General features: G+C 43.8%; 17 protein-coding genes. 6 read left to right on the forward strand and 11 right to left on the reverse strand.

The window, feature by feature from the left end:
- Positions 1–90: 90 nt before the first annotated feature.
- Positions 91–1,191: a cell division protein ZapE gene (zapE, locus tag DK187_RS03845; RefSeq protein WP_111606022.1), complete on the reverse strand. Its 1,101-nt coding sequence runs from the start codon at positions 1,189–1,191 to the stop codon at positions 91–93.
- 128 nt (positions 1,192–1,319) lie between these two features.
- Here zapE and DK187_RS03850 point away from each other — a divergent pair, with 128 nt between their 5' ends.
- Complete coding sequence (locus tag DK187_RS03850; RefSeq protein ID WP_111606023.1) at positions 1,320–1,775, forward strand: ZapG family protein; 456 nt, start codon at positions 1,320–1,322, stop codon at positions 1,773–1,775.
- Positions 1,776–1,824: 49 nt separating this feature from the next.
- On the opposite strand, the gene DK187_RS03855 is transcribed toward DK187_RS03850, so the two are convergent.
- Positions 1,825–2,586: a Nif3-like dinuclear metal center hexameric protein gene (locus tag DK187_RS03855; RefSeq protein ID WP_111606024.1), complete on the reverse strand. Its 762-nt coding sequence runs from the start codon at positions 2,584–2,586 to the stop codon at positions 1,825–1,827.
- A gap of 18 nt (positions 2,587–2,604) precedes the next feature.
- On the opposite strand from DK187_RS03855, the gene DK187_RS03860 reads away from it, so the two are divergent.
- Positions 2,605–3,657 carry a S1C family serine protease gene (locus DK187_RS03860; protein ID WP_111606025.1) on the forward strand — a complete coding sequence of 351 codons (1,053 nt, stop codon included), beginning with the start codon at positions 2,605–2,607 and terminating at the stop codon, positions 3,655–3,657.
- Here the strand turns inward: DK187_RS03860 and DK187_RS03865 are convergent.
- The 9 genes from DK187_RS03865 to DK187_RS03905 all read right to left on the reverse strand — a co-directional run bounded on the left by DK187_RS03865 (position 3,654) and on the right by DK187_RS03905 (position 10,613).
- Entirely contained in the window at positions 3,654–4,205 is a 552-nt protein-coding gene (locus tag DK187_RS03865) for an SRPBCC family protein (protein ID WP_111606026.1), read from the reverse strand. The two genes, DK187_RS03860 and DK187_RS03865, sit on opposite strands and share 4 nt — an antisense overlap.
- Entirely contained in the window at positions 4,205–5,515 is a 1,311-nt protein-coding gene (gene hisD, locus DK187_RS03870) for a histidinol dehydrogenase (RefSeq protein WP_111606027.1), read from the reverse strand. Before hisD ends, DK187_RS03865 begins: the two co-directional genes overlap by 1 nt.
- The gene (gene hisG / locus DK187_RS03875) at positions 5,516–6,160 is read right to left on the reverse strand and encodes an ATP phosphoribosyltransferase (RefSeq protein ID WP_111606028.1); all 645 of its coding nucleotides are present in this window, start codon (positions 6,158–6,160) and stop codon (positions 5,516–5,518) included.
- A gap of 1 nt (position 6,161) precedes the next feature.
- Complete coding sequence (murA, locus tag DK187_RS03880) at positions 6,162–7,424, reverse strand: UDP-N-acetylglucosamine 1-carboxyvinyltransferase (protein ID WP_111606029.1); 1,263 nt, start codon at positions 7,422–7,424, stop codon at positions 6,162–6,164.
- A gap of 24 nt (positions 7,425–7,448) precedes the next feature.
- Positions 7,449–7,685 (reverse strand): BolA family protein, encoded by a 237-nt coding sequence (locus DK187_RS03885; protein WP_111606030.1) that lies wholly within the window; start codon positions 7,683–7,685, stop codon positions 7,449–7,451.
- Between the two features lie 213 nt (positions 7,686–7,898).
- Complete coding sequence (locus DK187_RS03890; RefSeq protein ID WP_111606031.1) at positions 7,899–8,516, reverse strand: MlaC/ttg2D family ABC transporter substrate-binding protein; 618 nt, start codon at positions 8,514–8,516, stop codon at positions 7,899–7,901.
- A 3-nt stretch (positions 8,517–8,519) separates the two neighbouring features.
- Positions 8,520–8,984 (reverse strand): outer membrane lipid asymmetry maintenance protein MlaD, encoded by a 465-nt coding sequence (mlaD, locus tag DK187_RS03895; RefSeq protein ID WP_111606032.1) that lies wholly within the window; start codon positions 8,982–8,984, stop codon positions 8,520–8,522.
- Between the two features lies 1 nt (position 8,985).
- Positions 8,986–9,768, reverse strand: coding sequence for a lipid asymmetry maintenance ABC transporter permease subunit MlaE (mlaE, locus tag DK187_RS03900; RefSeq protein ID WP_111606033.1), 783 nt, complete (start codon positions 9,766–9,768; stop codon positions 8,986–8,988).
- Positions 9,765–10,613, reverse strand: a complete 849-nt coding sequence (locus DK187_RS03905; RefSeq protein ID WP_111606034.1) for an ABC transporter ATP-binding protein — start codon at positions 10,611–10,613, stop codon at positions 9,765–9,767. Before DK187_RS03905 ends, mlaE begins: the two co-directional genes overlap by 4 nt.
- 149 nt (positions 10,614–10,762) lie before the next feature.
- Between DK187_RS03905 and DK187_RS03910 the strand changes: the two genes are divergently transcribed.
- From DK187_RS03910 to lptB, 4 genes are all read left to right on the forward strand, one after another.
- On the forward strand, positions 10,763–11,743 hold the full coding sequence (locus DK187_RS03910) for a calcium/sodium antiporter (protein ID WP_223232357.1): 981 nt from the start codon (positions 10,763–10,765) through the stop codon (positions 11,741–11,743).
- A gap of 92 nt (positions 11,744–11,835) precedes the next feature.
- Positions 11,836–12,321 (forward strand): LPS export ABC transporter periplasmic protein LptC, encoded by a 486-nt coding sequence (lptC, locus tag DK187_RS03915; RefSeq protein WP_229676474.1) that lies wholly within the window; start codon positions 11,836–11,838, stop codon positions 12,319–12,321.
- Complete coding sequence (gene lptA / locus DK187_RS03920) at positions 12,305–12,814, forward strand: lipopolysaccharide transport periplasmic protein LptA (RefSeq protein ID WP_111606037.1); 510 nt, start codon at positions 12,305–12,307, stop codon at positions 12,812–12,814. Before lptC ends, lptA begins: the two co-directional genes overlap by 17 nt.
- Positions 12,815–13,540 (forward strand): LPS export ABC transporter ATP-binding protein, encoded by a 726-nt coding sequence (lptB, locus tag DK187_RS03925; RefSeq protein WP_111606038.1) that lies wholly within the window; start codon positions 12,815–12,817, stop codon positions 13,538–13,540.
- Positions 13,541–13,542: the final 2 nt, after the last annotated feature.

The raw sequence follows: 13,542 nt of genomic DNA on the forward strand, positions 1-13,542 counted from the left end.
AATAGATTGTATTTGATCAACGTACACTTACCTTTAAAAAGGCGAGCGAAGTATATACCAACACAACCAAATATGAAAGCCAAAAGACGATTATGGGCGGTGCTCTAAAGACAAATACTCTTCCGATTGCATTTCTAATAGTCGACTTACTGTACGGTCATATTCGAACGCTAATCTAGTGCCCGTGTAGATATCTGGAATAGCCACTTCTGCGCTAAAAATCACCTTAACATGACGATCATAGAACTCATCCACCAAGTTAATGAAACGTCTCGCCAAGTCATCTCGTGATGCATCCATTTGCGGTAAATTGGAAATAATCACTGTGCTATAAAAACGCGCAATCTCAATATAGTCAATTTGACTTCTTGGACCATCACAAAGCGCTTTAATATCAAACCACGCCAGCCCTTCACAGCTACGCAGCAATGGAATATTTCGCCCTTCTATCTCAACCGTGCCACCTTCAACAATGTGGGAGGCATCAGAAATCAAGCTCATAAAACGGTCATTGAGCTCTTTATCTGCCATCTCGCTTAGCGGAAAATGATACAGCTTAGCCTGTTTCAAAGTACGCAACCGGTAATCTACACCACCATCAACATTCATCACCTTGGTGTGTTTCTTCACAAGATCAATGGCTGGTAAGAAGCGCGCACGCTGCAAGCCATTTTTATATAAGCCATCTGGCTCTATATTGGACGTTGCGACTAACGTCGTACCATTTTTAAACAACACCTCAAGCAAACCGGCTAAAATCATTGCATCTGTAATATCAGTCACAAAAAATTCATCAAAGCATAATACTTGAGCTTTCGACGAAATTTCTTTCCCGACAATTTCAAGTGGATTTTTTACGTCGTGCAATTTACGCAACTCTTGATGCACCATCTGCATGAAACGATGAAAATGCAGACGCATTTTCTTTTCCGTCGGCAGACAGTCAAAAAAAGTATCCATCAAGTAGGTCTTGCCTCGACCAACTCCCCCCCAAAAATAAAGCCCTTGCTCCACCGTAGGCGCTTTTTTCTTCAAAAGACGCCCCAGGAAACCTGCAGAGGATGCGCCTGATTGACTTGCAACCAAGCGATCAAATAAATCTTGAAGCGCTTCTACCGCTTCCTCTTGTGCTGGGTCATAATTAAAGTCTGTTCTTGTTAAATCTTGCTTATAACGTGTAATGGGTGTCATTGCCGCTCTTTCATTAGAATAAGTGAATTATGCTTATTCTAACAAATTGCATCTTAAACAACACCTATCAAGCTGTTATCGTAAGGGGTGTTTCGCTATAATGGATTATCTGTTTTTTGGAGAAAGTCATGAACTTAGAAGAATTTAACATTATTATCTTTATTACTGGCATTATCATTGGCTGTGTCGCCACACTTGCTCTTAAAAGTTACATTGCGAAAAACAATCGCAAGCAAACAGACTCAAGCTCAAACATCATCACTATGAAGACACTGCAGCAAGAATTAGACAGCAAACAAGTCATCATTGATAATTTTTTCGCTGACAGTAACCAACACCTTATTACGGTTGAAAAACGCTTAGCAGAACTGCGCAACTGCCTAGCAGAGAACGCCAGTCAATTAAGCAACATTCATGTTGAATCTAGTGCGACAGGAGAACTAAACCAAACGTCTGAGTTTTCTGATTCAGTAGAACCTCCAAGGGATTACGCCCTAAAACACGGGAAAGAACCTGGCATGCTAAGTGAGAACTTTGGTCTAGAAAACAGAGACCTAGATCTAGAACCCAAACGCACCATGTAAACGAGAAACGGGCCATCAAACAGCCCGTTTTTTTATTTCTGACCGCAAATCAAGCCGGATTATCGATATCAATAAACACGGCATCCAACCCACATTCTCGAACAAGAAAGTCTGCCATGGATTTCGCACCAAAACGTTCCGTAGCATGGTGCCCTGCTGCCACAAAATGAATTCCCATTTCACGAGCTATATGAATTGTCTGCTCAGAAACTTCACCCGTAATATAGACATCTGCGCCTGACGCCACTGCCTGCTCAATATAACCTTGAGCGCCACCCGTGCAAAGTGCAACTCGATGTATCATATGATCATTGACACACTCAAACAACACGTCACGCCCTACTGCCGCCTCTACTTTTTGACGAAATACTGCTGACGAAACCGGCTCACCTAATTCACCGACTACACCAATAGCGTCCTCAATAGCCACCCCAGCTTGCAACCCAGATCGGTTTAAAAGCCCAAGAGCATCCGCCAATCCGGCATTATTTCCTAACGTTGGATGCGCATCCAATGGCAAATGATACCCATACAGATTTATGTCGTTCTTTATCAAGGCGGCAAGGCGACGATACTTCATGCCAACCACACGGGGATCTTCATTTTTCCAAAAATAACCGTGGTGAACAAAGATCGCGTCAGCTTTATATTCAATTGCCGCATCAATTAACGCTTGGCTCGCTGTAACACCAGTAACAACCCGCTGAATCTCTTTTTTTCCTTCCACCTGCAAACCATTGGGCGCATAATCCTTAAAACGATTTGGACTTAATGTCTTATCAAGTAGACTCTCAAATTCACTGCGTAGCAAAATAACCCCTTATATTTTATGAATCAAAAAAACGCTTGGTCACCCCTTATCCTTTCTGCACTTGCTGGCGCCTGCATAGGCTTAACGGTTCTCTTAATACAAGAAAAACACAAAACCACAAGTGACAGTTACTCCACTTCCGTGCAAATCGCCACGCCATCAGTGGTCAATATTTACACTCAAGTGATCCAACAGAAAGGACTTAATGACTTAGATACAGCAAAACATAGCATTAATTTAGGCTCAGGTGTTATCGTCACAAAAGATGGTTTTATTCTCACCAACCATCATGTGATTCAGAACGCACAAAGCATTGTCATCGCCCTACATGACGATCGACGTATCAAGGCACAACTCATTGGCTCCGACCCGTCAACCGATCTGGCAGTATTAAAAATACCACACCTCAACCTACCAAGCATTAAAATGGGAGACAGCAGCAAGGTATCAGTAGGAGATCGCATTTTAGCCATCGGCAACCCTTTTGGAATTGGACAAACCGTAACAGCCGGAATCATTAGCGCCAAAGGTCGTAACAGCATAGGCCTCAACACCTATGAAAATTTTTTACAAACAGACGCAGCCATTAACCCAGGCAACTCCGGCGGCGCTTTAGTCAACTTAAAAGGCGAGTTGATAGGCATCAGTTCAGCCATTTACTCAAGCTCTGGCGGCTCTCAGGGAATTGGTTTTGCAACGCCTGTCGATGACGCCATGGAAGTCATGACCGACATAATACAATACGGAGAAGTCATAAGAGGCTATTTAGGAATGGAGGCACAAAAAATAACCCCTTTGCTGGCGGACAATTTATCCTTGCCATCCAATCACGGGCTTCTTGTAAACGACATTACAAAAGAGAGTCCTGCAGAAAAAGCAGGCATTGAAGTTGGCGACATTATACTAGAAATAAACAACACACCAAGCGAAGATCCATTTCAAATCAGACGCTTTATCGCCTCTCTAAAGCCAGGAACACACATATCCTTAGTTGGCATTAGAGGGCTGCAATCCTACCAAACCAATATCACGCTAGAAAAGCAGCCAGCCATGCAAAGAATCAATTATTAGTCTTGACGCTCAATCAGCACTTTTAATTGATTCAAACTACGCTCGAAGTTATTGCCCGCAATATCGTTAGCGAACAAAGCAAGATAAGGACTCAACAACCCAGCACTAAGATCACCATCGATCACCCAGTTCACCAAAGTACCGCCCTCCGCATCAGATAGCATAATTTGATTATGAACAAGATTCACATTGGGCTTAGGGCGAACATCAAAACGAATAACAGACTCAGAGGACGATACTATCGATAAAATACCCTGATCGCTTGTTTTCTCGTAGATTAAGGCAACTGAGTCGCCGGCCTCCAAAACGCCGTCAAACGCTTCCAATTGGCCATCCTGGATAAACATCCAATCTGCCAAATAGTCGCCACGCAGTATGTCTTTATAAACCGCTGCCTTTGGAGCCTGTATAAAAATACCACGCTCCACACGATAGTCGGTCGGCATAAAAAAACCCACCACAACCAAAAGCAAAATAACCAATGCCGTAACACGAGTTACTCTTCTAAGTTTATAAAGCGCCGCCGGATGTGATGAGCCACCTACCATTACGAATCCTTCAGAATACGATATTCAGCCGACATAGCATGCGCTTCTAATGATTCTCCACGCGCTAAAGGCGACGCTATTTTTGCCAGCGTACTCGCACCCTCCGGCGAACAGTAAATCAATGAGCTACGCTTTTGAAAGTCATACACGCCCAAAGGAGATGAAAACCTTGCCGTACCAGACGTTGGTAAAACGTGATTCGGCCCAGCACAGTAATCACCAAGCGCTTCTGGTGTATGACGCCCCATAAAAATGGCGCCAGCATGGCGGATTTTTTCAACCCATTTTTCGGGCTCATCAATCGACAACTCAAGGTGCTCAGCAGCAACAACATTGGCAATATCCATCGCTTCATCCATGTTTTCAACATGAATAAAAGCACCGCGCCCCTCTAAGGAAGCCTTAATAATGTCTTTGCGGCTCTGCGTCTCAATCAAGCGCTCCATTGACGCTTTTACTTCTTTTATAAAAGCCATGTCAGGAGAGATCAAGATAGATTGAGCATCTTCGTCGTGTTCAGCTTGAGAAAATAAATCCATGGCGATCCAATCAGGATCTGTCTTACCATCGCAAACAACCAAAATTTCGGAAGGCCCAGCGATCATATCTATGCCAACAACACCAAAGACCATTTTCTTCGCGGTGGCCACATAAATATTACCAGGGCCAACAATTTTATCGACTTTGGGAATAGTAGCCGTTCCGTACGCCAAAGCAGCAACAGCCTGAGCACCACCTATAGTGAAAACTCGGTCAACACCCGCAATGTAAGCCGCCGCCAAAACGATATCATTTACCAAACCATCAGGCGTTGGCACTACCATGATAATTTCACCAACACCAGCCACTTTTGCAGGCATAACATTCATCAATACAGAAGAAGGATACGCCGCTTTGCCGCCTGGCACATACACTCCAACACGATCTAAAGGCGTCACTTTTTGACCAAGCACTGTACCGTCGTTTTCTTGGTACTGCCAAGATGGTTGTTTTTGGCGTTCATGATAATCATGTACACGTTTGGCAGCCGCCTCTAAGCTAGCCACAAGCTCAGCACTGACTCGACCTTTCGCAAGGGCCAATTCTTCACGTGTTATCTCAAGTTCAGAAGAAGAGACAACATGACGACGATCAAATCGATTGGTGAACTCAATAACGGCTTGATCGCCATTAAGACGCACTTGCTCAACAATATCAGCAACGGCTTTCTGCACACCGGCATCGGAAACAGAATCCCATGCAAGCAAAGATTCTAGATCAGAGCGGAAACCATCAGAACTAGAAGAAAACTCTCGAATATTAAGATTCAATTATTTACCCTCATTATCGTCAACCGCACGTCGTATCATTTCTAAAATAGGCTCAATTTCAGCGTACTTAGTTTTGTAAGCCGCTTTATTGACCACCAAACGCGTGCTAATCGGCGCGATCAGTTCGCGCGCCTCTAGACCATTGGCTTTTAATGTATTCCCCGTATCAACAATATCAACAATAAGGTCAGCTAACCCCATGATAGGCGCTAATTCCATGGCACCATAAAGCTTTATGACATCAGCCTGAATACCTTGTTCAGCAAAATACGCTTTCGCTGTTTTAATAAACTTAGAAGCGACCTTCAAACGTCTATTTGGCAGCGGCTGACCAACCACACCAGCGGTCATCAAGCGACATTTGGCTATTTTAAGATCCAGAAGCTCATAAAGGTTTTTAGTGGATGCTTCCATTAACACATCCTTACCAGCAACACCAAAATCCGCCACGCCATGGTCAACATAAGTCGGCACATCCGTTGCTCGCAGAATCACCAACTTAATATGCTCATGATTGGTATCAAAAATCAGCTTACGACTTTTGCTAATGTCTTCAATTGGGACAATATTCGCTTTTTCTAAAAGCGGTAAAGTCTCGCCAAGAATACGCCCTTTCGACAGAGCAATCGTTAATGTTCTGCTCATATCAATTTAAAACTCGTGAAATTTTCGCACCTAATGCTCCGAATTTCTCTTCGATGCACTCGTAACCACGATCAATATGGTAAATACGATCAATTTTCGTATCGCCCTCAGCAACCAAAGCCGAAAGCACCAAACTAGCGGATGCACGCAAATCTGTCGCCATGACCGGAGCACCTTTCAAACGCTCACAACCACGAACAATTGCCGTATTACCACTCACTTCTATGTCTGCCCCCATACGCAGCATCTCATCGACATGCATAAAGCGGTTTTCAAAAATATTTTCGATGACTCGACCAACACCGTTAGCAATAGAGTTCAACGCAACAAACTGCGCCTGCATATCCGTTGGAAACGCTGGATAAGGCGCGGTGCTTATATTGACAGCATCAGGACGACGCCCTTCCATATCAACCTCTATCCAGTTATCACCGCAAGTCACTTTTGCACCAGCTTCTTCTAATTTAGACAGCACAGCCTCAAGAGATTTTACATTCGTATCAATTACTCTTACTTTACCGCCCGTAATAGCCGCAGCAACTAAAAAAGTCCCTGTTTCAATACGATCAGGCATAACAGGATAAGTAGTACCATGTAAGGACTCAACACCCTCAATGGTAATAGTATCTGTTCCATGCCCTTTAATTTTGGCTCCCATAGAAATCAAACATTCAGCCAAATCAACCACTTCAGGCTCACGCGCTGCGTTTTCTAAAATCGTTTTCCCATCGGCCAAGGTCGCAGCCATCAACAAGTTTTCGGTTCCAGTAACCGTCACCTTGTCAAAGAAGATGCGCGCGCCTTTAAGACGACCATCTACGCTTGCAATGATATCCCCACCCTCAACCGAAATTTTCGCCCCCATTGCTTCTAAACCACGAAGATGAAGATCAACAGGGCGACTACCAATGGCACAGCCACCAGGAAGAGAAACAACCGCTTTACCAAAATGGCTCACTAATGGCCCAAGGACCAAAATAGAAGCTCGCATGGTTTTAACGAGGTCATATGGCGCTTCGCAGTTATTCAGTGTAGAAACGTCCAACTGCACACTCATTTTTTCATCAACGACCACACCACACCCCATAGAACCCAGCAGTTCAAGCATGGTGGTAATATCATGTAAATGAGGAAGGTTTTTAATTGTAATTAATTCTTTTGTTAACAAGGTTGCCGCTAAAATAGGCAACGCAGCGTTTTTCGCACCGGAAGCACGAACAACACCATTAAGCCGAGTACCACCGGTAATCAGAAGCTTATCCATATTTTTAATCTCTTATAATCGCTTTTATAGCTTGCTTATTTGTTCTGGCGTATAGGTCTTCATTGTAACGGCATGAATGGCGCCACTGGATATAGCCTTTTGAAGGTGTGAGTATACAAGCTGCTGCCTCTTCACGGTTGACAGGCCCTCAAATTCACTTGTCACTACTACCACTTGGAAATTACAACCTTCCCCTTCTGCAACTACTTCACAGTTAGGAATAGAGGATTCTAAAAGTGCTTTAACTTCACCTGCGTTCACAGTCGCTCCAATAGATAAAGATACTTGATCGCACTATTCTACATGAGTACTGCCAACTACTTAACACCCAGAAGCCTAACTCTGAATAAAAAACCACTTGTTTTCCAAGATTTTAATCCAGACTGACAATACCAGACAAAAAAACCAAAAAAAATCCGAATTCATATGATGAATTCGGATTCTTAGAGAACAAAAAACGAACAGCTATAGTCGTTAAGACTTTTTCGCCAAAGAATCACGCCAAGCAGAAATGGCCGCATCAATATCGTTTCTATTTTGCTCCATCATGACCGCAAACTGCTTGCGAAAAGTTAAACCAAAATTAATATTATTAATAACGACGTTGCTGAGCATCCATTTATTCGCTTTGGACTGCTCCATATAGAAACTAATATTCAACATGCCACCAGCTTCCATTTGGAAATCCACATCGACTTTCGTTTCACGCCCTTGGCCTTGAGGACCCAGTGGCAAAACATTAATACGATTTGCATCAAGCTCAAGAAGAGAGGCACCATAAGTTTTCAATAACGTATCTTTAGTGACAGTGGCAAAACGAACTCTTTGCTCAGCAGTCGCTCTGCGATAATACTTTCCCATCACTTTCTTTGAAAAATCATCAAAATCCACAACGTCTTCAAGAATAGCGTTGACGCGCTGCTCAAGCAAAGCAGGATTTGAAGCTAAAACCGTCTTTTCAGCAACAATATCCTTACGAAAAGCATCCACCACACCAATGACGGCATCCCTTGCACCATCCACATTGGACCAAGCTAAACCTGAACTCAGCATGGTAAAAACAAGCAAAAAACTCATCAAAATTCTAGACATATCTTACTTCTCCGAGTCACCAGCTTTAAACAAAAACTGACTAATCAAGGTCTCCAAAACAAGCGCAGATTGCGTATCGTATATTTCACTGCCATTTTTCAGCATTTCATCGTCCGCACCAATCGATATCCCCAGATACTTCTCACCCAACAAACCGCTGGTTAATACCGCAATGGAACTATCCGTAGGAATATTATTAACATCAGAATGGATATTCATCGTCACCAACGCCATATACAAGTCTTTATCAAACGTGATGGACTCAACACTGCCCACCGTTACACCTGAGATGGACACTTTTGCTCGACTTGTTAAGCCAGCAATGTCATCAAATCTTGCAACCACTTGATAAGTGTCTTTCTTACTGGAAAAAGCCAAACCACTCACTTGCACCGCCAAATAGACAAGGGCAGCAACACCCAGCACAATAAAACACCCAACCAATAACTCAGCTCGCTTACTTCTCATCCTAAAAATCTCCAAACATAGCAGCGGTCAATACAAAATCTAACGCCAAAATAGCCAATGAACTTAGAACCACAGTGCGAGTGGTCGCCTTACCAATTCCTTCAGAAGTAGGCACACACTCATACCCCTGATAAACCGCGATCCAAGTCACGACGACAGCAAAACACACCGCCTTAATCACACCATTCATGATATCCGTGTCAAAATGCACAGATTGCTGCATTGATGACCAAAACGCGCCATCATAAACACCTAACCATCCCACTGAAACCAACTGCCCACCCAGAATCCCAGAAGCAGAAAAAATCAAACTCAGCAATGGCAAACAAATAACACCAGCAATAAATCGTGGGGCAATAACTCGCCTAAGCGGATCAACCCCCATCATTTCATAACTGGATAACTGCTCAGTGGCTTTCATTAAGCCAATCTCAGCGGTCAAAGAAGAGCCAGCCCGACCAGCAAACAAAAGCGCTGTTACAACAGGCGAAAGCTCTCGCAGTAGTGACAAGGCCAACAACTGCCCCACCGCCTCTTCAGAGCCAAATTTAGCTAAAATACTGTAACCTTGCAGCGACAGCACCATACCGATAAACGCCCCCGAAACAAGGATAATAACGAGGGACAACACACCCACCGAGTAAAGCTGCTTCACAAGCAAATTAACGGACTCGCCAAACCTAACAGGCAAACGACAAACACTCTGCACCAAAAAAATGCCAGCTCGCCCGACGGCTTCAAGCCAATTAAAAAGCCACGCCCCCAAAGAAATAATCGCTTTCACTGTACCGCTCCATCTTTATTAGACTTACTAGCAACAGATATAGGGCCGTCGTTATCACCAATATCGTCAACATCATTATCTTCAGGGTAATGGAATGGCACAGGCCCATCAGGCTCACCGTTTAGAAACTGCCGCACTTGCGGGTCCGCTGATGCTCGAATCTCTTCAGCAGAACCTTCGGCAATCACACGCCCACCGGCCAAGATACACACATGATCCGCGATGGAAAGTGACTCTTTTACGTCATGCGAAACCAAAACCGAGGTAATATTCGCCGAATCGTTAAGCTGGCGAATCAACTTCACCAAGACCCCCTTGGATATTGGATCTTGTCCTGTAAATGGCTCATCATACATAACCAGCTCTGGATCTAATGCAATCGCTCGAGCCAATGCAACACGCCTAGCCATACCTCCAGACAGTTCAGCCGGCATCATTTTCGCAGCACCCCGAAGACCAACGCTATGCAGCTTATCGGAAACAATGGCCGCAATCTCTTTCGCACTAAGCTTTGTATGTTCTTCCATGGGAAAAGCCACATTTTCAGCCACAGACATATCGGTAAATAACGCACCACTTTGAAATAGCATCCCCATTTTTTTACGCACTTTGTAAAGCTCAGAGCGAGACAAAGCGTGTACATTTTTACCATCAACAAAAATAGTGCCTGCATTGGGCACCAACTGTGCCGCAATCAAACGCAACAAAGTGGTTTTTCCCGTTCCACTGGGCCCCATGACAGCTGTGATTTTTCCTTTAGGTATCGTAAGGGAGACATTTTCATAAATTGCACGATCTCCCCTAAAAAAACTCAGATCATTGACCCTTATATAAGCATCTACCACTGACACACCTTTATCACTGTAAAATATCGTCTGATACTATCACTGCACTCCAATAAATAAAATCATGGCACCATCAAATGCACCTTGTTTGTGAGATCAAGTCTTGAATTCAAACGTCAAACCTCATTAAATGGTAACTCCTAAAATCTATGAGTAATTTCAATACCATGCTGCTATTCTCTGTTGCCCTCATCGCAGGACTCGTATTATTGATCATGAGTTCGGACAAATTCATCGAACACTCTGCGTTAGTGGCCGAAAAATTGAATGTCAACCCCATGGTCATTGGGATCACACTCGTTGCATTTGGCACATCGGCACCAGAAATGGTCGTCTCAGCCATCGCAGCACTAGATAACGCCCCAGAAATCGCCGTCGGTAACGTACTGGGGTCAAATATCGCCAACATTGCATTGGTATTTGGCATCACACTTTTATTCTCTGCCGTTCCTATCGCAAAAGGGCTCATCAAGAAAGAGGTCCCTCTTGTACTTGCAATCACACTGCTTACAGGGGCTTTGCTTTACGATCAAACTCTCGATTTATGGGACGGCATCATTTTGCTGGCGGCCTTTGTCGTTATATTGACCATTTTGCTAAAGGGCAATAAAGATCTTGAGAGTGAACTAGCGGACGAATTGCCAGAAGATGATGGTGCGCCAGTGGGGAAATCTCTCTTTATCGCATTGATTGGGCTAGCCGTACTGATTGGCAGTTCTAAATTACTGGTGTGGGGGGCAATAGGCATTGCAACCGCCCTTGGCGTTAGCGAATTAGTCATTGGCCTCACCATCGTCGCTGTAGGCACGAGTCTGCCAGAACTGGCAGCATCCGTAAGCAGCGTTAGAAAAGGCCATCACGATATCGCCATTGGCAATATCATTGGCTCAAATATTTTCAACTTGGCCACGGTATTACCATTACCAGCATTGATTGCTCCAGGACTCGTAGACGCCAGTGTTATTAGCCGAGACTACCCTTGGGTACTAGGTCTAACCGCCGCACTTGCCATCGCCATCTTTGTCTTCAAAAAGAGCAAAAACAATAGTATTCCGCGCTGGATAGGATTACCCCTTATCGCGTCTTATGGTGTTTACTTATTTATTATCAGTACAAACGGCTCGGTATAATGCTTTTTTTGACAAAATTCATTTCGGCACGAAATCTATTTTTAAGTGGAGCGGCGCTCATTTTGTTCGCCCTCACCTTCTGGTATGGGACAATGCCGACACAAAACTTGGTTGAGACAGACTCATTAAGAAGTTCGCCTGATTATTTCATTACCAATGTAAAAGTGAGAGAGTTCGACAACAAAGGCAAACTGATTGAGACGTTAGATGCTGAACAAACACTTCATTACATAGCAAAATCTAGGACGCTGTTAGAAAAACCCAGCATTGAACGTCAAGCTGCGTCAGGCTCTTGGAGCGCAAAAGCAGAGAAAGGGGTTATTGAAGATGGAAGTAATGATATTCTATTAACAGACAATGCTCGGGCTACCAAAAAATATCTTCAATCTGAAGACATCAAGCTCAGTGCAGACAACATGCACTACCTAGACAAAGATCAATCATTAACCAGCTACGGGAATGCCACCCTAATCTCTTCTCAAGGCGACACTTCTGCTGGCAAAATTACTACTTTCATCAATTCAGAAGAAGTCGTGATGACAGGATCGGTAAGAGGAAAATATGAAACAGTTCGTTAACATTGGCTTATTGATCACCTCAGTCATAATAGCCCAGCACGCCTATGCATTGCCTGACGACGTAAATCAACCCCTAGAAATCCAAGCTGACGAGGCTTCGTTTAACCAAAATACAGGCGAAGCCATTTACAAAGGTAACGTGTTTGTCAAACAAGGCACCATTGAGATTCAAGCACAATACCTCAAAGTCTCAACAGACATAAATACCCGAAAATTCAGCAGTTTAGAAGCGACTGGCAAACCGGCCAAATTCAGCCAACAAATTGATTGGAGTGGCAATATTGTCATAAGTAAGGGCAATAAGATTAACTATTTAACAAGCAAATCTAAGCTAGAAATCATTGGCGACGGTTACCTAAGCCGCATGCAAAATTCCATCACTGCTGACTACATTCTGTACATGATCAATGACGGCACGTTCAGTGCCGAGAAAACGAATTCTGGGCGCGTCAACATGACTTTGCAACCACAAGCACCCGAGGCGAAGAAATAGATGGCAATATTAGAAGCAAAACATCTGGCAAAAAGCTACAAAAAGCGCCAAGTAGTAAAAGACGTCTCTATTGCCGTAGAATCAGGTGAAGCAGTCGGCCTACTAGGACCCAATGGTGCGGGAAAGACCACCTGCTTTTATATGATTGTTGGCATGGTAGCCAATGACGCGGGTGGTATTTTTATTGATGGTCAAGACATCACTCACGACGCCATGCACACACGTGCGCAAAAAGGCATAGGCTATCTTCCACAAGAAGCCTCGATTTTCAGAAAGATGTCTGTAGAAGATAATATTCTGGCTATTTTAGAAACTCGTAAAGAACTAAACAAAGCCCAACAAGAGGAAAGACTCGAGGAACTACTAGAAGAATTCCATATCAACCATATACGCACCAATCTTGGCATGGCACTATCTGGTGGAGAAAGACGTCGAGTTGAGATAGCCAGAGCGCTTGCCATGAACCCTAAATTCATCCTCCTTGATGAACCATTCGCAGGCGTCGACCCCATTTCAGTTGGCGACATTAAACTGATCATTAAACATCTTCAAGAAAGCGGAATTGGTGTATTAATCACCGATCACAACGTCAGAGAAACCTTAGATATTTGTGATAAAGCGTATATTGTTGGTAATGGTTATATCATTGCGTCAGGCGATGCCAACACTGTTATCAATAATGAGCAAGTAAAAAAGGTTTATTTAGGCGACGACTTCCGTCTGTAACC

The sequence above is a fragment of the Marinomonas arctica genome (assembly GCF_003259225.1).
GTDB lineage: Bacteria > Pseudomonadota > Gammaproteobacteria > Pseudomonadales > Marinomonadaceae > Marinomonas > Marinomonas arctica.